Source organism: Actinomyces israelii (assembly GCF_030253495.1).
GTDB lineage: Bacteria > Actinomycetota > Actinomycetes > Actinomycetales > Actinomycetaceae > Actinomyces > Actinomyces israelii.
The window spans coordinates 1,389,564-1,410,190 of record NZ_CP124548.1 but is presented as its reverse complement, the minus strand read 5'-3'; the positions used below and the strand labels follow the sequence as shown (position 1 = coordinate 1,410,190).

Genomic DNA, 20,627 nt, shown 5'->3' with positions numbered 1-20,627 from the left:
AGTACGCGGCCCGCAACAGGCCCGGCTGGCCGAGGTCGAGGGCCCGCCTGACGTCCGCCGCGGGCTGCGACCCCTCAAAAAGGTGGCTCCCACGCACTTTTAAGGCGTTCGCCGATCCTGGACGCAGCGGGGAACGGCGTGATTCCGCGGTTCTGCGGCGAGAGCGGGGCGGGGGCCGGTGCTAAAAGTGCGTGGGAGCCACCTTTTCCGACTGATGTCCGCCTCTCGGGTGTCCCGGAGCGCCCCGGAGGATTGATGGAGGCCCGGCGACGGGCCCCGCTGAGCCCCTTGAACCGATCTCAGGCCGGAGAACAACCGATCTCGGGCCGGAGAGGGTTGAGACCGCGCACTCCGATGCGCGTGCGCCTAACGGGTGCCGGGGCGCCACGGCGCGCTGGCGCATCCGTTCACGAGGGCCCCGGCTCGTCCCCTAGGATGTGGGCCGGTTCATGCTCCGACCGGAGGTCCTCATGGCTCGACGACACGCCGTTCCCCACGTCCCCTTCGTCCTGCGCCACATCGGCGCCACGGGCGACCGCCAGGATCCCGTGCTGGCCGCCCTGGGCCTGCACGAGCTCGAGGACCTGGCCACCGCCGTCGTCCCCGCCGGCCTGCCGGCCCTGCCCCCGCCCGGCGGCAGCGAGCCCTCCACCGCCACCGGCGGCCTGTCCGAGCCCGAGGCCATTGAGGCCCTGCGGGCACTGGCCGCCCTCAACGAGCCGCACACCGAGATGATCGGCCGCGGCTACCACCCCGCCTTCACACCCGCCGTCATCTCCCGCGACGTGCTGGGCAACCCGGCCTGGACCACGGCCTACACGCCCTACCAGGCGGAGATCAGCCAGGGCCGGCTCGAGGCCCAGCTGCTCTTCCAGACGCTCATCAGCGACCTGACCGGCCTGCCGGTGGCCTGCGCCTCGCTGCTGGACGAGGCCACCGCGGTCGCCGAGGCGGTCCTGCTCATGGCGCGGGCGTCCCGCAGGGCCGCCGGGCGCCCGGTCGTCCTGGACTGCGGCCTGCACCCCCAGTGCATCGAGGTGGCGCTGGCCCGCTGCGAGGCGCTCGGGATCCGAGCGCTGACCGCCGAGCCAGCGGCCATTGAGGACGGCTCGGCGGCACCCGGGGAGCAGCTCCTGGGCGCCGTCCTGGCCCACACGACCACGCGCGGAGCGATCCGGGACCTGGCCGGGGCGATCGCCGCGGTCCACGAGCGCGGCGGCCTGGCGGCCGTCGACGCCGACCCCCTGGCCCTGACCGTCTTGAGGGAGCCCGGCGCCGTCGGCGCCGACATCGCTGTCGGCAGTGCCCAGCGGCTCGGCGTGCCCCTGTTCTACGGCGGCCCGCACCCCGGCTTCATGGCTGTGGCCGACAGTCTCCGCAGGCAGGTCCCCGGCCGAATCGTCGGCGTCTCCCGGGACAGCGAGGGCCGCGAGGCCTACCGTCTGGCCCTCCAGACCCGTGAGCAGCACATCCGGCGGGAGAGGGCGACCTCCAACATCTGCACCGCCCAGGCACTCCTCGCGGTCGTCGCCGCCTTCTACGCCGTCCACCACGGCCCCGAGGGGCTCAGGGCGATCGCCGGCCACGCTCACGCCCAGGCCGCGCGCATCGCCGCCGGGGTGCGCGCGGCGGGGCTCTGCATCGAGCACGAGAGCTTCTTCGACACCCTCAGCGTCGTCGTGCCGGGCGCCGCCGAGCGGGCGGTCGCCCGCGCCGAGGAGCTCGGCTACAACCTCCGCCTGCTCGACGCCGATCACGTGGGCCTGTCCACCAACGAGACCACGACCGATGAGGACGTCGCCGTCGTCGTCGGGGCCCTCACCGGCCGGAGGCCCGCCGACCCCGACGACGGCGCACCGGCCCGGGCCCTCCCCCTGCCGCCGGCCCTGGTGCGCGAGAGCGCCTTCCTGACCCACCCGGCCTTCCACGACTACCGCAGCGAGCCCGCACTCGTGCGTTACCTGCGCCGCCTGGCCGACCGCGACCTCGCCCTGGACCGCACCATGATCCCGCTGGGCTCGTGCACCCTCAAGCTCAACGCGGCGGCGGAGTCCGCGCTCTGGCTCGTCCCCGAGCTGGCGGGCATCCACCCCTACGCTCCCGCCGCCCAGACGGCGGGCTGGCGGCTGCTGCTCGCCCAGCTCTCGCAGCGCCTGGCGGCCCTGACCGGCTACGACCGCGTCAGCCTCCAGCCCGCCTCGGGCGCCCAGGGCGAGCTGACCGGCCTGCTGGCCATCAGGCACTACCTGCGCGACAAGGGCGAGGGCCGGCGCGACCTGTGCCTGGTGCCCGCGAGCGCCCACGGCACCAACGCCGCCTCCGCGGCCGGGGCGGACCTGGCCGTCAAGGTGGTCGCCACCGCGCCCGACGGCTCCATCGACGTCGACGACCTCAGGGCCACGCTGGCCGAGCACGGCGACCGCCTCGCCGCGATCATGCTGACCTACCCCTCGACGCACGGCGTGTTCGAGCCGCAGGTCGGCGAGGTCACCCGCCTGGTCCACGAGGCCGGCGGCCAGGTCTACATCGACGGCGCCAACCTCAATGCCCTGGCCGGGCTGCTGCGGCCCGGCGACCTGGGCGGGGACGTCTCCCACCTCAACCTGCACAAGACCTTCGCCGTCCCGCACGGCGGCGGCGGGCCGGGTGTGGGGCCGGTGGCCGTCAAGGAGCACCTGGCGCCCTACCTGCCGGCGGGCCCGTCGGGCTCCCCCGCCCCCGAGGCGGCCGACGCGGACCACGGCTTCCGCGGCGCCCCGGTCATGGGGGCGCGCTTCGGCTCGGCCGGCGTCATGCCGCTGGCCTGGAGCTACCTGGCGCTGCTGGATGACGCCGACCTGCGCAGGGCGACCCTGTCCGCGGTCGCCAACGCGAACTACCTCTCGCGCCGGCTCCGGGACTGCTTCCCGACCCTGTACTCGGGCCCGGGCGGGTACGTCGCCCACGAGTGCATCCTCGACCTGCGCGAGCTGACGGCGCGCTCCGGGGTGAGCGCCGAGGACGTGGCCAAGCGGCTCATCGACTACGGCTTCCACGCCCCCACCCTGTCCTTCCCGGTCGCGGGCACGCTCATGGTCGAGCCCACCGAGTCCGAGCCGCTCGAGGAGCTGGACCGCTTCGTTGAGGCCATGCGCTCCATCCGCGGCGAGATCGACGAGGTCATCGCCGGCCGGACCGCCGTCGAGGACTCCGCGCTGCGCCGCAGCCCGCACACGCTCGCGCAGGTCGCCTCCGACGAGTGGGACCGCCCCTATCCCCGCAGCCGGGCCGCGTTCCCGGAGCCGACGCTGGTGCGGGACAAGTACTTCCCGCCGGTCTCGCGCATTGACAACGCCTGGGGGGACCGTCACCTGAGGTGCACCTGCCCCGCGCCCGACAATGCCGCCCCGGCCGTATCGGCCGCGCTGACCGCCCGGCCCACCGCCGTCCTGACATCAGAGGAGGAACGATGACCGAGCACAGGCCCCCAGAGGAGACCCAGGAGTCCGCCATGGCACGCACGGTGCGCACGGTGCGCACGGTGCGCACCACGCCCCTGCACTCCGTGCACGCCGCAGCGGGCGCCTCCTTCACCGACTTCGGAGGCTGGCAGATGCCGCTGCGCTACGCCTCCGACCTCGCCGAGCACCATGCCGTGCGCCGCAGCGCCGGCATCTTCGACCTGTCCCACATGGGCGAGGTCAAGGTGACCGGCCCCGGCGCCGCCGCCGCGCTCGACCACGCCCTGGTGGGGTGGATCTCGAAGGTGGCACTCGGCCGGGCCCGTTACACCATGATCGTGGCCGAGGACGGCGGGATCATCGACGACCTCATCGTCTACCACGTGGGCGACCAGGAGTACCTCGTCGTGCCCAACGCCGGGAACCGGGAGCGCGTGGCCGCCGAGCTGGCGGCGCGCTGCGCCGGTTTCGACTGCGAGGTCGCCGATATCTCGCTGACCATGGCGCTGATCGCCGTCCAGGGCCCGCGCGCGGAGGAGATCCTGCGCGGCGTCATCGGCTCCGGCGCCGGGATGCCCGCGGCACTGCGCCCCGAGGAGGGCGCCCCCGACGACGACGGGGACTGCGGGCCCGATGTGCTGTGCGGGCCCACGATCCTGCGGCGCCTGCGCTACTACGCCGCGGTGCGGGCCGCTGCCGCCGGGCACTCGATCCTGCTGGCGCGCACGGGCTACACGGGCGAGGACGGCTTCGAGCTGTTCTGCGGCGCCGAGGACGCCGTCGACCTGTGGACCGTCATCGCCGGGCGCGCCGCGGCCCTGCCGCCCGGGGACGACGACGCCGGCGGGAGGCCGCTCCCGGCGCTGACGCCCTGCGGCCTGGCGGCGCGCGACTCGCTGCGCCTGGAGGCGGGGATGCCGCTGTACGGCCACGAGCTGACCGAGGAGACCACGCCGTACGACGCCTCGCTGGGCGCCGTCGTCAAGCTGGACAAGCCCGAGTTCGTCGGCAGGCAGGCGCTGGCGGCCCGCGCCGCGCGCGAGGGCTCCGAGGGCACACGGCGGCTCGTGGCCCTGGCGGGCGAGGGGCGCCGCGCGGCCCGCGCCGGCTGCGAGGTCCGTGACCATGAGGACCGGCGCGTCGGAGTCGTCACCTCCGGCCTGCTGTCCCCCACCCTCGGCCACCCGATCGCCCTGGCGCTGCTGGTGCCCGCCTCTCCGGAGGAGCCGGGGTGGCCGGAGGGCACGGCCCTCGATGTCGACGTGCGCGGCCGGACCCACCCCATGAGGGTGGTCGCCGCGCCCTTCTACCGGCGCGCGCGCTGACGCCGCCAGCCGTCCTGAGAGGAAAGGAAAACGATATGCCCCGTCAGCACATTAGACCCCACCTGCGGTACTCGGCCGAGCACGAGTGGATCGACGCCGCCGCGCCCGCCCGCGTCGGCATTACGGCGGTGGCCGCCGACGCCCTGGGCGAGGTGGTCTTCGTCGAGCTGCCCGAGGTCGGCGCCGAGGTCGAGGCCGGCCAGGTCTGCGGCGAGCTGGAGTCGACCAAGGCCGTCTCGGACCTCTACTCCCCGGTGACCGGCACGGTCGCCTCCCGCAATGATGCGGCCGTGGACGACCCCAGCGTCATCAACACCGACCCCTACGGAGAGGGCTGGCTGTTCGCCGTCGAGGTCACCGGGGAGGGCGAGCTGCTCAGCCCCGAGGAGTACGCCGAGCGCTTCGACGCCGAGATCGCCCCCGCCTGAGCCCTGCAGCCGCCCGCGCCTCCCCTCCCCTTTCGTCGAGATCGGTTCACTTCCGCGTCGAGATCGGTCATGTGAACCGATCTCGAGCCGGAATACGACCGATCTCGGCGAGCCCCGGCCGGGGCGACTCGCATGCGCGGCCGCGCCCCTGCTGCGCGCCCGGACTCAGCGCAGGTTGAGGATCTCCCCCGTGGCGGCGTCGATGTCGATGCGCTCGGCTGCGGGCCGGCTCGGCAGCCCGGGCATGGTCGAGACCGCGCCGCACAGGGCGTAGACGTAGCCCGCGCCGGCGGCCAGCCGCACCTCGCGCACCGGCAGCCGCCAGCCGGTCGGCACGCCCCTGCGGGTCGCCTCGTGCGACAGCGACAGCGGGGTCTTGGCCACCACGACCGCCAGGCGGCCGAAGCCGTCGCGCTCGCAGCGCTCGAGGAAGCGCGCGGCGGCGGGCGCGTAGTCCACGCCGTCGGCCCCGTACATGGCGGCGACCCTGCCGATCCTGGTGCGCAGGTCGTCCTCGGGGCCGTACAGCGCCCGGACCGGCGGCACCCCGGCCCGGCGGGCCCGGTCGCAGGCCTCGACGACGGCGTCGGCGAGCTCGCGGCAGCCGGCGCCGCCGTCGGTCACGGGGCGGACGGCGGCCGCCCGGGCGCCGGTCTCGCGGACAATCCGCAGGGCCTCGGCAATCTCGGTGTCGTGGTCGGTGGGGAAGACGTTGACGGCCACGACCGGGGTCAGGCCGAAGCCGCGCACGATCCCCAGGTGGTGCAGCAGGTTCGGCGCGCCCGCCCGCACGTCCTCCACGCTCTCAGCCAGCATCTCGGCGGGCAGGTCCCTGCCGCCGACGAGGCGGTAGCGGCCGGAGTGGGCCTTGAGGGCGCGCACGGTGACGACCAGGACGGCGGCCTCGGGCCGCATGCCGGAGACGGCGCACTTGAGGTCGATGAAGCGCTCCAGGCCCATGTCCGCCCCGAAGCCGGCCTCGGTGAGGACGTAGCCCGGCGCACGCCGCGCGGTCCCGGCCGTACCCCGGGCCGCGACGAGGTCGGCCAGGACCGAGGAGCAGCCGGTGGCGATATTGCCGAAGGGCCCGGTGTGGACCAGGGCCGGTGCGCCCTCGCCGGTGCGCAGGAGGTTGGGGGCCAGAGCGTCGCGCAGGATCGCGGACATGGCCCCCGCCGCCCGGAGGTCCTCGGCGGTCACCCACCGGTCGTCGGCGTCACGGCCGATGACGATGCGGCCGAGCCGCTCGCGCAGGTCGGCCAGGGACGTCGCCAGGGACATGATGACCATGACCTCGCTGGCCGGGGTGATGTCGAACGAGGACTGCCGGGTGACGCCGTCGGCGCGGGTGCCCAGGCCGGTGACGATGTGGCGCAGGGCGCGGTCGTTGACGTCCAGGACGCGCGGCCAGGTGATGGTCCGCTCGTCGATGCGCAGCTCGTTGCCGTGGTGGAGGTGGTTGTCGATGACGGCGGCCAGGAGGTTGTGGGCGGCGGTGACGGCGTGGAAGTCGCCGGTCAGGTGCAGGTTCATGCGCTCGGCGGGCAGGATGCGCGCCCTGCCGGAGCCGCCCGCCCCGCCCTTGATGCCGAAGGTCGGGCCCATCGCCGACTGGCGCAGGGTGAGCACGGGGCGCTCGCCGCGGCGGGCGAGGGCCTGGGCCACTCCGATGGCGACAGTCGTCTTGCCCTCGCCGAAGGGCGTCGGGGTCATGCCGGTGACGACGACGTAGTGGCCCGCGCCCCGGGGCGCCGTGGCCTCGCCGGACCGCAGGACCCCCAGGTCGATCTTGGCGACGTCGCGGCCGTAGGGGATGACGTGCTCGGCCCCGATGCCGGCCCGAGCGGCGAGGTCGCGGAGGTCGGGGGCGGTCCGGGCGCCGTCCCGGTCGGATTCGCTCATGGGCCAAGCGTAGAGGAGTGGTTCCGGGAGGCTCCGGGCGCGTCGAGATCGGTCGAGCTCCGCGCCGAGATCGGTCATGTGAACCGATCTCGAGCCGGAACCGGACCGATCTCGGCGGTGGGGGCGGGTGGTGCAAGCGACGCGGCTCCCGGAGCCCGCTGGCGGCAATGCACAGGTTGCGTTCAGATTTTCGCATACCCGAAACTTTGCATAGGATCGGGCACGGGCCCGTCGGGCACCTGGGCGACGATGCCCGACGGGACCCGCTCAACGATTGGAGTTCTCATGACGCATCCCACCGAGGTCCTCGCCCGAGCGGGGATCACCAACCCCTCAGTCCACGAGTTCGTCACCGAATGGGCCCAGATCCTCACCCCCGACCGCATCGAGGTCGTGGACTCGGATGCCGACGAGCGTCTTCTCGCCGAGGCGCTCGACGCCGGGGAGATCATGGAGGCCGGCTCCGGCCGCTACCTGGCCCACAGCCACCCCAAGGACACCGCGCGCTCCGAGGAGCGCACGGTTGTGGCCACCCACGACCCCGCCGACAGGGGCGTCTACAACAACTGGCGCGACGCCGACGAGGTCCGCGCCCAGCAGGTCGAGCGCATGAGCGGCGCCATGACCGGCCGGACGATGTACGTCGTCCCCTACCTCATGGCGCCCCCCGGCTCGCCCCTGGCCCGCTGGGCCGTCGGCGTCCAGCTCTCCGACAACCGCGTCGTCGTCCTCCAGATGCTGCGCATGGCGCGCGTGGGCACCGGCTACCTCAACGACCTGGACGACCCAGGCTTCTTCGTGCGCGCCGTCCACGCCACCGGGGACCTGGAGGCCCTGGGCCAGGGCACCGAGGAGGACCGCCGGCTGTTCGCCACCATCGCCGACGACCGCACCATCCTGCACTTCGGCTCCGCCTACGGCGGCAACGCCCTGCTGGGCAAGATCGCCCACGGCCTGCGCCAGGGCTCCTACGACGGCTGGGCCTCGGGCCGCTTCATGGGCGAGCAGTTCATGCTCATCGGCATCCGGGACAGGGTCACCGGCCGCACCTACCACGTCTGCGGGGGCATGCCCTCGGCCTCGGGCAAGACCAACCTGGCCATGATGCTGCCGCCGGCCGCGCTCAGCGACCGCTACGAGGTCGACTTCTACGGCGACGACATCGTCTGGCTGCGCGTGGGCGAGGACGGGCGCGTCTACGGCATGAACCCCGAGTACGGGACCTTCGGGGTGGCCAAGGACACCAGCTGGGAGTCCAACCCCAACGCCATGAGGGCGATCGCCGAGGGCACCGGCACCCTGTTCGTCAACGTCGCCCACCATGAGGGCACCAAGGAGCTGTGGTGGGAGGGCAAGACCCCCGACTACCCCGACGACGTGACCGGCTGGCGCGACTGGAAGAACGAGCTCGTCTCCGAGCGCCCCGCCGACCACCAGCGCTCCGGCGCCGACGAGGACCTGTGGTCCCAGAAGAACTCTCGCTTCACCGCCCGCCTGTCCGTGGTGCCGAACATCGCCGAGGACTACGAGCGCAGCGAGGGCGTGCCGATCGACGCCATTATCTTCGGCGGGCGCTGCCGCGACCGCGAGCCCCTCATCCGCGCCATCACCGACCTGGCCGAGGGCGTCTACGACGGCCTGACGCTGGGCGCCGAGGCGACCTTCGCCGCGGAGGGAACCGAGGGGCGCCTGCGCTACGACCCCATGTCCATGCGCCCCTTCATGTCCTTCCCCGAAGGCGCCTACGCCCGCCACTGGCTGGACGTGCTGGGCGCCGCCGAGCACACGCCGATCTTCGCCCACGTCAACTGGTTCCAGCGCGACCCCGACGACGGGCGCTTCCTGTGGCCCGGCTACGGGGAGAACCTGCGCGCCCTGCTGTGGCTCATCGACGTCAAGGAGGGCCGGGCCCAGGGCGTGCGCACCCCGGTGGGGCTGGTCCCGCGCGTCGAGGAGCTCAACCTCGACGGATTCGATGGGGACCGCGGCGACCTGGAGCGGCTGCTCGAGATCGACGCCGACCGCTGGCGCCGGGAGATGGATCTGCGCGAGGAGCACCTCGCCCAGTTCGACGGCCTGCCCGAGGAGATCTGGGAGGCGCACCGGCGCGTGCAGGCCGCCCTGGATGAGGAGGCGAGCGGCGGTCCAGGCCGCCGGGCCTGACCCGCGGCCCTGCGCGCCGGCGACCCCTCAGCCCTGCTCCGCCAGGGCCCGGTCGAGGGCGCGCAGGGCGGCCTCGCGGGAGTAGCCCTTGCGGCCCAGCAGCGCCAGGGCGCGGCGCCGGCGGACCGCGGGCTCGAGCCCCCGGGTGGCCGCGAGCTTCTTGCGCGCCAGGGCCAGGGCCGCGGTCGCCTCGTCGTCGGAGTCGATCTGGCCCAGGGCCGCACGGATGTCGTCCTCCCCCAGGCCCTTGCGCCGCAGCTCCTCGGCGATGGCCCGGCGCGCGGCGCCCTTCTCGGCGAAGCGGGTGCGCGCCAGGGCGGCGGCGTAGGCGGCGTCGTCGACGAGTCCGACGGACTCGAGCCGATCGAGGACCTCCTCGGCGATGTCCGGGGCGACCTCCTTGCGCGCCAGCAGGTCGGCCAGCGCCGCGCGCGGAGCGGGCGAGCGGTCGAGGCGCCGCAGGACGACGTCCCGTGCAGCCTCTACCTCCTCCTGGTGCTCATCGGCGGTGAGCCAGGGCACTAGAAGCCGCCGGCGTCCTCGCCGAAGGCGGAGTCGATGTCCAGCTCGGCGGCGTTCTTCTTGGTGCGCCTCTTGGCGGTCTTGACGGCGCCCTTCGCGGCCGAGTCCCTGTCCTTGGCCGGGCCGGCGGAACCGGCGGAGTCGTCCTTGGAGGGGCCCTTGGCCTTGGCATCGGCCTGCGCGGCGGCGGCAGCGGCCTCCTCCTTGGCCCTGCGCCCCGGCTCGCCCACGCCCAGGGCGGCCAGGATCTTGTTCTCGATCTCCTCGGCGAGCTCGGGGTTGTCCTTCAGGAAGGTCCGGGCGTTCTCCTTGCCCTGCCCGAGCTGGTCGGTGCCATAGGTGTACCAGGCCCCCGACTTGCGGATGATGCCGTTGTCGACGCCGAGGTCCAGCAGGCCGCCCTCCCGGGAGATCCCCTGGCCGTAGAGGATGTCGAACTCGGCCTGCTTGAAGGGCGGAGCCATCTTGTTCTTGACGACCTTGGCCTTGGTGCGGTTGCCCACGGGCTGGTCGCCGTCCTTGAGGGTCAGGGTGCGACGCACGTCGATGCGCACCGAGGCGTAGAACTTCAGGGCCTTGCCGCCGGTGGTGGTCTCCGGGCTGCCGAAGAAGACGCCGATCTTCTCCCGCAACTGGTTGATGAAGATGGCGGTGGTACCGGTGGACGAGAGCGCTCCGGTGATCTTGCGCAGCGCCTGGCTCATGAGGCGGGCCTGCAGGCCGACGTGGGAGTCGCCCATCTCCCCCTCGATCTCCGCCTTGGGAACGAGCGCGGCGACGGAGTCGATGACAATGATGTCCAGGCCGCCGGAGCGGATGAGCATGTCGGTGATCTCCAGGGCCTGCTCGCCGGTGTCCGGCTGGGAGACGAGGAGGTTGTCGGTGTCCACGCCCAGAGCCTTGGCGTAGACCGGGTCGAGGGCGTGCTCGGCGTCAATGAAGGCGGCGTTGCCCCCGGCCCTCTGGGCGCTGGCGACGGCGTGGAGCGCGACGGTGGTCTTGCCGGAGGACTCCGGCCCGTAGATCTCGACAATGCGGCCGCGCGGGAGGCCGCCGATCCCCAGGGCGATGTCGAGGGCGGTCGAGCCGGTGGGGATGACGGCCACGGGCGGGCGGGTGTCATCCCCCAGGCGCATGACCGACCCCTTGCCGAAGGACTTGTCGATCTGGGCGAGTGCGGTGGCCAGGGCCTTGGACCGGTCCTTGGTCTGGGTGGCGACGGGCATGGGTCTACCTCGGGTTCTCGGGCGGCTCGACGCCGCGGCGGTCATGGCTGGTCCTGTGGTGAGGTCCCCTCTCCGGGGCTCACGAACGACGTTATGCCGGACCACCGACATGTTTCACCGCTCCCTATCGAGCCCTGTGGGCACCGGGCGCGCGAACGTCGTCTGTGGACCAGTGTAGCCGAACACGTGTTCGAATCCCAGCCGGGATGATGACGTGTCGCTCACCGCCGGGATGGTCGCCGTCGAACATCCTCCCGGAAGACCCAGCGGTCCGCGTCGCCGGCCTGCGTCTCATCGCACAGGGCGTGCCAGACCTCGCGTGGAGGCACCCCTGCCGCCAGCGCCTCCACGCAGGTAGCCCCCAGGCCCGGCACCACGAGGTCCTGCGCGAGAGAGCGCCCGTAGGCCGAGCCGTACACGGTCTCCACTGCCTTCCAGAACTCGGAGTGCTTCATGTGGGATCCCTGTCGCGTGCGCGCAGGCGCCCTTGGGGCGAAGAGGCGGGCCGCGCCCCACGCCCTCCTGCAGCGCGAAGGCCCAGCCGTCTCCGGCGCCGCGGACGGCACCGGAGGCAGAACTACCTGGTCACCTGGTCGCGCACAGTGCGCGATCAGCGCAGGGGCACGCCCTGCTGGCGCACCAGCTCGTCGGGGACCGTGTCCGGGATGGTCACGCCCTCGGTCACGGCGATGCGGTCGGAGACTTCGCGCAGAACCACGGACAGCGGGGCCTCCAGGGCCTGGCAGATGGAGGCGAGCAGCTCGGAGGAGGCCTCCTTCTGGCCGCGCTCGACCTCCGAGAGGTATCCGAGCGAGACCCTGGCCTGGCCGGAGACCTCGCGGAGCGTACGGCCCTGGTGCTGACGCACCGAGCGCAGGACCTCGCCGATCTCACGGCGCAGGAGGACGTTCTCGTGCTTGCTGGCGGTGGCGTCCGCAGCCGCACCGCGTCCAGCCTTGACGGCCGGGCGCATCGGCGCGCGTCCGACCGGTCGAGCGGGTCGGGTTGTGCGGGGGTGAGTCGCGTTATTCATCGTGTGGTGCAACCATTCACTGCGGAGATTCATTCCCGCCGCCGTGGGGCTGTGCGCCTCGCCGGCGGCAGGATCATCAAAGCCGAGGATCCTGGAAGAAACCTGGGTATCCGACAGGTTCCCTGCTGAGGAATCAGGTCTCGGCCGCACCGAGCAGGGCAGCGGCGAGCGCGAGGACCGCCGTGGTCGCCCCGTCGCGCACCTGCATGCGGTCCCCGTCCAGGTGGAGCTCGCGCGAGACCTCGCCCCACGGCGAGACCACCGCCACATGCACGGTGCCCGCGCGGTGGCCGTCGGCCGGCCCGGGGCCCGCCACGCCCGTGGTGGCCAGCCCGAGGTCGGCTCCCATGAGCGCGGCCACGCCGCTCGCCATCTGCCTGGCGACCTCGCCGTCCACCGGGCCGGTGCGCTTCAGGCGGCGCTCGTCGACCCCGAGCACCTGGGACTTGATCCGCGTGGCGTAGGCGACCACGCCCCCGACGACGACGGCCGACGCGCCCGGGACGCTCACGAGGGTCGAGACGACCTCGCCGCCCGTGAGGGACTCGGCGACCGCAACGGTCAGGCCGCGGCTCTCGGCGCTCGCCAGGAGCCAGCGGGCCGCCTCGACCAGGGTGGAGGCCCGGGGGGCGCCATCGGCGGGGCTCATCGTCCAGCTCCGTCCGCCGCCCGCCGAGCGATGCGCCAGGCCTGAGCAGCATAGTCGCCGCCGGTGACCACGGTGACGACCAGCGCGCCGGCGATGACGACGTAGGCGAGCGCGGTGATCCCGCCGGCGACGGCGTCGGGCAGGAGCATGCCCCAGGGCATCAGCAGACCGACGATGCCGAACATCTGCAGCACCGTCTTGAGCTTGCCGCCGCGGGAGGCCGCCATGACGGCGCGCCGCAGCATGACGAAGCGCAGCACCGTAATGCCCAGCTCGCGCACAATGATGACGATGGTGACCCACCACCACAGGCTGCCTGCGACCGAGAGCAGGAGGAAGGCCGACAGGGTCAGGGCCTTGTCCGCGATCGGGTCGGCGATCTTGCCGAAGCTGGTCACCAGGCCCCACGAGCGGGCCAGCTGCCCGTCGAGGCGGTCGGTGAAGGCCGCGACAATGAAGACGAGGGTCGCCGTCAGCCTCGTCGCCTCGCCGGGGCTCAGCATGAGCCAGATGAAGACCGGCACCAGAATGAGCCGCAGCACGGTCAGGGCGTTGGCGACATTGAGCAGGGGCGCGCGGCCCGGCGCTGAGGGGCCCTGCGGGGCCGGGACTCCGGCGGCAGCGCCATCACGATCGCCATGGTCCTCGCAGCCCTCGCAGCCCTCGCAGCCCTCACGGTCGGGGGGCGTCGGAGTGGCGTTCATCGGGACAAGCCTAACGGTGTGAGCGCCCTCTTCAGCTCAGGCACGGCACGACGGCGGTTGCGCACGGGCGATGCCGGGTGTGGGCCAGGAGATAGCCTTCCACTCGAAGTCCTTTCAACGGCGTGGCCGAGCCCCTACCCTGAGACGTATGTTTTCTCACACTTCTGAATCCTCTCGGCCCGGCGACTCCGCGCGGCCCTCGATCCCCGGGGCGCGCCGACGGCGCACCGGGCCGCTCGCGGTGGTCGCCGTCGTCGCCCTGGTGTGGACCGGCGCCGCCGGCGACTGGCTCCTGACCGGCTGCGCCCGCTCCGCCACCGACCCGGCGGAGGCGACGGCGTCCGAGGAGCCCGCGGCGAGCCCCTCCCCCACGCCGCCGCCCGACGCGCACCTGACGATCGGATACGGCGGCGACGTGCTCATGCACGTGCCCGTCATGGACGACACCGAGGACGGGCAGGGCGACATCGCACCGCTGACCGCGGCGGCCCGGCCCTGGACCAGCGGGGTCGACCTGGCCCTGTGCGGCATGGAGGTCCCCGTCTCCCCGACCGGCGTCGTCTCCGGATTCCCCACCTTCGGCACCCTGCCGGGTGTCGTCACCGCCCTGAAGAGCACGGGCTGGGACGGGTGCGCGACCGCCTCCAACCACTCCTGGGACCAGGGGATGGACGGCGTCATCGCCACCGCCGACGCGCTCCAGGACGCCGGCATGGGCTGGAGCGGGACCAACCGCACCCAGGCGGAGGCGGACAGGCCCTACCAGATCTACGAGCTCCAGCGCGAGGGCCGCACGGTGAGGGTCGCCGAGCTGTCCACCACCTACGGGCTCAACGGCTTCACCGCCGACCCGCAGTGGGCGGTCAACCTCAATGACGTCGACTGGGCCGCCAAGCAGGCGCGGGCGGCCCGCGAGGCGGGAGCCGACATCGTCGTCCTGCACTCCCAGATCGGCGAGGAGTACACCTCCGACCCGGTGGCCGAGCAGACCGAGTACGCCCAGGCCATCGCGGACACCGGCGAGATCGACGTCCTGTTCAGCGCGCACCCGCACGTGCCGCAGACCAACGAGCTCCTCAAGGGCGGCCCCGGCGGCGCGGGCATGTGGGTGTCGTACTCGGCCGGCAACTTCATCTCCAACCAGTCGCCCGAGCTGGGCAACGCGCTGGCGGGCACCGGCACCTTCGTGTGGGTCGATGTCACCGTCGGTCAGGCCGCCGACGGCGCGAGTGAGGCGCACGTGGACGCCCTGCACTGGCACCCCTTCACCGTCGACAACAACGGCCACCACATGATAGACTTGGCGGCCGCCCATGCTGGCAGCGTCCCCGAGGGCTGCACCCTGAGCGAGGAGGAGCTCGCCAACCGGTGGGACGCGGCGACGACCTTCCTCAACATGGAGACCTACTCCGATGACGTGCCCGCCATGACCGGGCCGGAGCCGACGGTGGTGCCGCGCGGCTGAGGCCCGGCGGGGCGGGCCGCTCCCCGTCCGCCCGGGTCCGGGGGCCTTGGGCGGCCCCCGCCCGGCGCTGGCCGCCTCACCAGGAGGGGCCGCGCCCGGTCAGGCTCCAGGCGTCCTCCGAGTCCGTCGCGTCCCCCGCGTCTCCTGCCCCGTCGGAGGCGGTGTCGCCGCCCCACGGCTGCGGGGCCCGTCGATCCGCATCGGTCCCGGAGTCGGGGGTCCGGGAGGCGGGCGGAGCGGCTGTCGGCCGGCGGTCGCCCGCGCCGGCCGCGTCGGCCGAGCCCGCCGACCGGGCCGGCTGGGGGGCACCGGCCTGCTGCGCCTGCCCCGCCTGCTGGGGCTGCTCGGGCTCGCCGCCGGGGGCGCCGCCCTCGCCCTTGATCCAGGCCAGCGTCTCCTCGAGCTGCTCGGGGGCCACCAGGACGTCGCGGGCCTTGGAGCCCTCGGAGGGGCCCACGACCTCGCGGGACTCGAGGAGGTCCATGAGCCTGCCCGCCTTGGCGAAGCCGACCCGCAGCTTGCGCTGGAGCATGGATGTCGAGCCGAACTGGCTGGAGATGATGAGCTCGGCGGCCTGCAGCAGCAGGTCCATGTCGTCGCCGATCTCCTCGTCGATCTGCTTCTTGACCTCCGGGACGGTGACGTCGTCGCGGTACTCCGGGGTGAGCTGGCGCTTGACGTGCTCGACGACGGCGCGGATCTCGGACTCATCGACCCACGAGCCCTGGACGCGCACAGGGGCCGAGGTGCCTGGGCCCAGGTAGAGGGCGTCGCCCTGGCCGGTCAGGGTCTCGGCGCCGTTCTGGTCCAGGATGACGCGGGAGTCCAGCTGGGAGGCGGTGGCGAAGGCCAGGCGCGAGGGCACATTGGACTTGATCAGGCCCGTGACGACCTGGGCCACGGGCCGCTGGGTGGCCAGCACCAGGTGGATTCCGGCGGCGCGGGCCAGCTGGGTGATGCGCTGGATGGAGGCCTCGACGTCCTTGGGCGCGGTCATCATGAGGTCGGCGAGCTCGTCGACCACCACCAGCAGGTAGGGGTAGGGCGAGATGACGCGCTGCGAGCCGGGCAGGGGCTCGACCTGCCCCGCGCGCACCGCCCGGTTGAAGTCGTCGATGTGCTTGAAGCCGAAGGAGGCGAGGTCGTCGTAGCGTGCGTCCATCTCGCGGACCACCCACTCCAGGGCCTCGGCCGCCTTCTTGGGGCTGGTGATAATGGGCGTGATCAGGTGCGGGATGCCCTCGTAGATCGTCAGCTCCACGCGCTTGGGGTCCACCAGCACCATGCGGACCTCCTCGGGGGTGGCCCGCATCATGATCGAGGTGATCATGGAGTTCACGAACGAGGACTTACCCGATCCGGTCTGACCGGCCACGAGCATGTGGGGCGTCTTGGCGAGGTTGGTCACCACGTAGTCGCCCTCGACGTCCTTGCCCAGGCCCACCACCAGGGGGTGCGTCTGCTTCTTGGCGGCGCCCGAGCGCAGGACGTCGCCGAGCTTGACCATCTCCCGGTCGGAGTTGGGGATCTCCACGCCGATGGCGCTCTTGCCGGGGATGGGGGTCAGCAGCCGGATCTCGTCGCTGCCCACCGCGTAGGCGATGTTCTTCTCCTGGCCCGTCACCCGGGAGACGTTGACGCCACGGCCCAGGTGGACCTCGTAACGGGTGACCTGGGGGCCGCGGGTGTAGCCGGTGACGGTGGCGTCGACATTGAACTCGGTGAAGACGTCCTGGAGCTTCTCGACGATCGCGTCATTGGCCTCGGTGCGGGTGGCGTGGCCGGCCCCGGGCTCCAGCAGGCTCTCGCTGGGCAGGGTGTAGGTCGTGCCGTCGGGCAGCGCCATCGGCACCATCCCCGGCATCCCCGACATCCCCGACATCCCCGACATGTCCGTCATGTCCGTCATGGAGGGCTCGTCGGCCGGGTCGGTCTCAAGCGACGGGGTCTCCTCGGTGACGGCGTTGGGCTCGGCCGGCGGGACCGGACGCGGCCCCCGGGAGCGCGCCGCGGCGGAGCGCCCCGGGCGCACGGCGGGGGGCGAGTCGGGCTCGTCGTCCAGGGGCACGCCCGCGGCCGGGGTCGACAGCACGGAGGTCGCCGTCCGGTCGCGGGTGTCGTCGTCGAGGGCGGGCTGGGCCCCCGTGTCGGCCGCCTCCGCGGAGGGGGGCTGCGTGCGCTTGCGGCGTCCGCTGCCCCGGCGCCGCTTCTCGGTCTCCAGCGCGGTGCGGAAGGGCTCGTCGCCGTCGTAGGACCCCAGGGTGCGGGTCTGGGCCTCGTCCTGGGCCCTGCGGCCGCCCGCGGTGCGGCGCATCGCCCCCAGGACGCGCGTAGCCAGGTTGTCGCCGGGCTCGCCGCCGTCCTCCCCGCAGGCGGACCCGCGGCGCTCGGCGAGCTGCTCGCGCAGGTCCGCGATGGTGCGCCCGGAGATCACCAGGGCGGAGAAGGCGATGAGCAGGACGAACAGGATGACGGCGGCCACGGAGGAGAACAGCACGACCAGCGGGTACCCGACGGCCCAGCCGAGCAGCCCACCGGCCTCCTCCAGCGGAGCCATGCCGTGCGCCAGGGAGGGGTTGCCGGAGACGACCTGGATGATGCCCGTCACCCCCGCGAGCACGCCGAGGGTGCCGACGCTGATGCGCGCGTGCACCGTGCCCAGGCGGCGGACCCGCAGCATGGCCACTCCCAGCGCTCCCAGCAGGAGGGGGACGGCGATGCCCAGGACGCCGACGGGTCCGGCAGCCAGGTGGTGCAGGACGCCCCCGGCGGCGCCGGACACGCCCAGCCACTCGCGCAGGCCGGTGACGACGGCCAGGGCGAGAATGACGAAGGCCCATGCGGTGCGGCGGTACCGGCTCCCCGACGGAGACGGCTCCATCTGCTGCGTGGGCTGCTTCGAAGCGCGTCCGCGGGGGCCCCGGGCGCCGGAGCGGGCGGAGGATGAGGGGGAAGTGGCCATGGTGCCTGCGACATTATCGAACTGGCGGCGTTTCGGCAGCCAACCACGCCAGTGAGATCCTCACGTGTGCGTCACCCCCGGGGGCGACTCGGGTCCCGGGGCGACCTGGACGGACAGCAGCGCATCGATCTCGTCGCGCCGCGGCGAGCGCGCCGGGCCCAGGCGGCTGACGGCCTCGGCCGCGGCGGCGTTGGCGCGGCGGGCGGCGGCGACGACGTCGAGCCCGTCCATGAGGCCGGCGACCAGGACGCCGGTGTGGGTGTCGCCGGCGCCGGTGGTGTCCAGGACGTCCCGGGCGAATCCGGGCACCTCGATCATGTCGCCGCGCGCGGGCCACAGGACGCAGCCGTGCACCCCGGTGCGCCGCACGATCAGGGCGTCGGGGGCGGCCCGGCGCATGGCCGCCGGGCTGCCGAGACGAGCGGACAGCTGCGTGATCTCGAGGTGGTTGCCGGTCAGCAGGTTGGTGCGTCGCAGAAGCGGATCAATGATGGGGCCCGGGATCTCGGGCTCGACGGGCCCCAGATCCGCAATGAGGCTGACGCCGGTGGGCAGGGCGAGGAGCCACTCGGCGAGCACGTCCCGGGAGGTGGAGTGGGCCAGGTCGTAGCCCGTGGTGTAGACCCAGTCGCCCGGTATGAGCTCGAGACGGTCCAGGTCCTCCCGCTGGGGCTCGGCCTCGACCCCCTCGGTGGTGATGAAGGTGCGCCGCCCGGAGGGCTCGATGAGGGTGGTGCAGGTGCCGATGTCGCCGACGAGCTCCTCGACGACGAGCTCGACTCCGTCGGTCATCATGGTCTCGCGCACCTGGGCGGAGTTCGGGCCGGTGCCCAGCGTGGCGGCCAGGGCGGCGGGCACGCCCTGGCGGGCGACGGCGGACACGACCGTGTACCCCCCGCCGACGGCGGGGCCGGAGGACGTGGCGGTGACGGCGCCGCCGGGCGCGGGGACGCGGCCGACGCGGAGCGGAAGGTCCATCAGGACGCTCCCGGTGGAGATGAAGCACGGCGGGCGGCGCATGCTCGGCGGGCTCATACCCTCATCCCCTCATCAGGCCTCGATGACGACGGGCACGATCATGGGCCGGCGGCGCAGGCGGCGCCCGATCCACCGCCCCAGCGCGCGGCGCATGGCCTGCTGGAGGGAGCGGGCGTCGGCGTTGCCCTTGTCGAGGGCCGCCTGGAGCGCGGTGGTGACGTCGGGCAGGACGTCCTCGAAGACGGAGTCGTCCTCGGCCATGCCCCGGGCCTGGATGTCCGGACCGGCGAGGATGGTGCCGGTCTTGGTCTCGACGACGGCGTAGACGGACACGAAGCCCTCCTCCGCCAGGATGCGGCGGTCCTTGAGCTCGGTCTCGTCGATCTCCCCGACGGAGGCCCCGTCGACGTAGACGTAGCCGCAGGGCACCGCCCCGGCGATGCGGGCGCGCCCGTCGAGCAGGTCGACGACGACGCCGTCCTCGGCGAGCATAATGCTCTCGGGGGCGATCCCGGTCTTGACGGCCAGGGCGCCGTTGGCCACGAGGTGGCGGACCTCCCCGTGGATCGGCATGACGTTGCGGGGCCCCACAATGTTGTAGACGTGCAGCAGCTCCTCGCTCGAGGCGTGGCCGGAGACGTGGACCTTGGCGTTGCCCTGGTGGACGACGCGCGCGCCCAGGCGCATGAGCTGGTTGATGACGCGGTTGACGGAGTTCTCGTTGCCCGGGATGAGGGAGGAGGCGAAGATGACGGTGTCGCCGGGCTCCAGGGTGATGCTGCGGTGCTCGCCGTGGGCCATGCGCGACAGGGCCGCCATGGGCTCGCCCTGGGACCCTGTGGCCATGAGGACGCGCCCGTCGGGGGGCAGGGAGGACACGTCCTTGGCGTCGATGAGCACGCCGTCGGGGACCTTGAGGTAGCCGCGCTCGGCTGCGATGCTCATGTTGCGCACCATCGAGCGGCCCACGAGGGCCACGCGGCGCCCGTGGAGCGCGGCGGCGTCCAGGACCTGCTGGACGCGGTGGACGTGGCTGGAGAACGAGGCCACGATGATCTGCTGGTCCGACTCGGCGAAGACGCTGTCGAGCACGGGACCGATCTGGTTCTCGTGGCCGATCATGCCGGGGACCTCGGCGTTGGTGGAGTCCACGCAGAACAGGTCCACGCCCTCGTCGCCGAAGCGCGCGAAGGACCGCAGGTCGGTGATGCGCCCGTCGATGGGAAGGGAGTCGATCTTGAAGTCCCCGGTGATCAGCGCGTTGCCCGCGTCGGTGCGGATCATGACCGCCATGGCGTCGGGAATGGAGTGGTTGACGGCGACGAACTCCAGGTCGAAGGGGCCGTAGGAGACCGCCTCGTGCTCGGCGACCACGCGCAGGGCGGGGCGGATGCGGTGCTCCTTGAGCTTGGCCTCGACGAAGGCGAGGGTGAGCGCGGAGCCGACCAGCGGGATGTCGTCGCGCAGCCGCAGCAGGTAGGGCACGCCCCCGATGTGGTCCTCGTGGCCGTGGGTCAGGACCAGGGCGACGACGTCGTCGAGACGGTCCTCGATGTAGCTGAAGTCGGGCAGGATGAGATCGACACCGGGCTGGTCCTCCTCGGGGAACAGAACGCCGCAGTCGACAATGAGCAGCTCGCCATCGACCTCGAAGACGGTCATGTTGCGGCCGACCTCTCCCAGTCCCCCCAAGGGCACGATGCGCATCGCGCCGTCGGGAACCGGACCGGGAGCCTTGAGCGTCGGGAAGTTCGTCACGCCACGCATTCTAGATGAGTGGAACCGGGGCCCGGTGCGCCCCTGAGCGGGTGCGGCGGCAGGCGGGCGCAG

General features: G+C 73.0%; 15 protein-coding genes. 5 read left to right on the top strand and 10 right to left on the bottom strand.

What is annotated here, in order from left to right:
- The first annotated feature begins 449 nt into the window (after positions 1 to 449).
- From gcvP to gcvH, 3 genes are read left to right on the top strand one after another with little or no spacing between them, the layout of a single operon-like run.
- On the top strand, positions 450 to 3,452 hold the full coding sequence (gcvP, locus tag AIF0345_RS05740) for an aminomethyl-transferring glycine dehydrogenase (protein WP_285297594.1): 3,003 nt from the start codon (positions 450 to 452) through the stop codon (positions 3,450 to 3,452).
- Positions 3,449 to 4,765 (top strand): glycine cleavage system aminomethyltransferase GcvT, encoded by a 1,317-nt coding sequence (locus tag AIF0345_RS05735; protein ID WP_285297593.1) that lies wholly within the window; start codon positions 3,449 to 3,451, stop codon positions 4,763 to 4,765. Before gcvP ends, AIF0345_RS05735 begins: the two co-directional genes overlap by 4 nt.
- A 35-nt stretch (positions 4,766 to 4,800) precedes the next feature.
- Positions 4,801 to 5,193 (top strand): glycine cleavage system protein GcvH, encoded by a 393-nt coding sequence (gene gcvH / locus AIF0345_RS05730; protein WP_285297592.1) that lies wholly within the window; start codon positions 4,801 to 4,803, stop codon positions 5,191 to 5,193.
- Between the two features lie 165 nt (positions 5,194 to 5,358).
- Here the strand turns inward: gcvH and AIF0345_RS05725 are convergent, their stop codons facing one another.
- Positions 5,359 to 7,095: a formate--tetrahydrofolate ligase gene (locus AIF0345_RS05725; protein ID WP_268916657.1), complete on the bottom strand. Its 1,737-nt coding sequence runs from the start codon at positions 7,093 to 7,095 to the stop codon at positions 5,359 to 5,361.
- A gap of 285 nt (positions 7,096 to 7,380) precedes the next feature.
- Here AIF0345_RS05725 and AIF0345_RS05720 point away from each other — a divergent pair, with 285 nt between their 5' ends.
- Positions 7,381 to 9,258 (top strand): phosphoenolpyruvate carboxykinase (GTP), encoded by a 1,878-nt coding sequence (locus AIF0345_RS05720; protein WP_268916656.1) that lies wholly within the window; start codon positions 7,381 to 7,383, stop codon positions 9,256 to 9,258.
- Between the two features lie 27 nt (positions 9,259 to 9,285).
- On the opposite strand, the gene AIF0345_RS05715 is transcribed toward AIF0345_RS05720, so the two are convergent.
- The 6 genes from AIF0345_RS05715 to pgsA form a co-directional block, all read right to left on the bottom strand.
- A complete protein-coding gene (locus AIF0345_RS05715; protein ID WP_043564668.1) occupies positions 9,286 to 9,780 on the bottom strand; it encodes a regulatory protein RecX in 495 nt (164 codons plus the stop codon).
- On the bottom strand, positions 9,780 to 11,006 hold the full coding sequence (recA, locus tag AIF0345_RS05710; RefSeq protein WP_043564666.1) for a recombinase RecA: 1,227 nt from the start codon (positions 11,004 to 11,006) through the stop codon (positions 9,780 to 9,782). The genes AIF0345_RS05715 and recA overlap by 1 nt, the downstream gene beginning before the upstream one ends.
- Positions 11,007 to 11,227: 221 nt before the next feature.
- On the bottom strand, positions 11,228 to 11,461 hold the full coding sequence (locus AIF0345_RS05705; RefSeq protein WP_268916655.1) for a DUF3046 domain-containing protein: 234 nt from the start codon (positions 11,459 to 11,461) through the stop codon (positions 11,228 to 11,230).
- A gap of 155 nt (positions 11,462 to 11,616) precedes the next feature.
- Positions 11,617 to 12,039, bottom strand: coding sequence for a helix-turn-helix domain-containing protein (locus AIF0345_RS05700; RefSeq protein ID WP_404975981.1), 423 nt, complete (start codon positions 12,037 to 12,039; stop codon positions 11,617 to 11,619).
- 133 nt (positions 12,040 to 12,172) lie between these two features.
- Positions 12,173 to 12,688 carry a CinA family protein gene (locus AIF0345_RS05695; protein ID WP_268916654.1) on the bottom strand — a complete coding sequence of 172 codons (516 nt, stop codon included), beginning with the start codon at positions 12,686 to 12,688 and terminating at the stop codon, positions 12,173 to 12,175.
- Complete coding sequence (gene pgsA / locus AIF0345_RS05690; RefSeq protein ID WP_285297590.1) at positions 12,685 to 13,392, bottom strand: CDP-diacylglycerol--glycerol-3-phosphate 3-phosphatidyltransferase; 708 nt, start codon at positions 13,390 to 13,392, stop codon at positions 12,685 to 12,687. Before pgsA ends, AIF0345_RS05695 begins: the two co-directional genes overlap by 4 nt.
- 148 nt (positions 13,393 to 13,540) lie before the next feature.
- Here pgsA and AIF0345_RS05685 point away from each other — a divergent pair, with 148 nt between their 5' ends.
- Positions 13,541 to 14,857 carry a CapA family protein gene (locus AIF0345_RS05685; protein WP_285297589.1) on the top strand — a complete coding sequence of 439 codons (1,317 nt, stop codon included), beginning with the start codon at positions 13,541 to 13,543 and terminating at the stop codon, positions 14,855 to 14,857.
- Between the two features lie 76 nt (positions 14,858 to 14,933).
- Here AIF0345_RS05685 and AIF0345_RS05680 read toward each other — a convergent pair whose 3' ends face one another.
- Genes AIF0345_RS05680 through AIF0345_RS05670 form a run of 3 tightly spaced genes read right to left on the bottom strand, consistent with a single transcriptional unit; the run spans position 14,934 to position 20,504 of the window.
- On the bottom strand, positions 14,934 to 17,819 hold the full coding sequence (locus AIF0345_RS05680) for an FtsK/SpoIIIE family DNA translocase (RefSeq protein ID WP_285297588.1): 2,886 nt from the start codon (positions 17,817 to 17,819) through the stop codon (positions 14,934 to 14,936).
- 60 nt (positions 17,820 to 17,879) lie between these two features.
- Positions 17,880 to 18,839 (bottom strand): PfkB family carbohydrate kinase, encoded by a 960-nt coding sequence (locus AIF0345_RS05675; RefSeq protein WP_043564713.1) that lies wholly within the window; start codon positions 18,837 to 18,839, stop codon positions 17,880 to 17,882.
- A 30-nt stretch (positions 18,840 to 18,869) separates the two neighbouring features.
- Positions 18,870 to 20,504: a ribonuclease J gene (locus tag AIF0345_RS05670; RefSeq protein ID WP_084682687.1), complete on the bottom strand. Its 1,635-nt coding sequence runs from the start codon at positions 20,502 to 20,504 to the stop codon at positions 18,870 to 18,872.
- Positions 20,505 to 20,627: the final 123 nt, after the last annotated feature.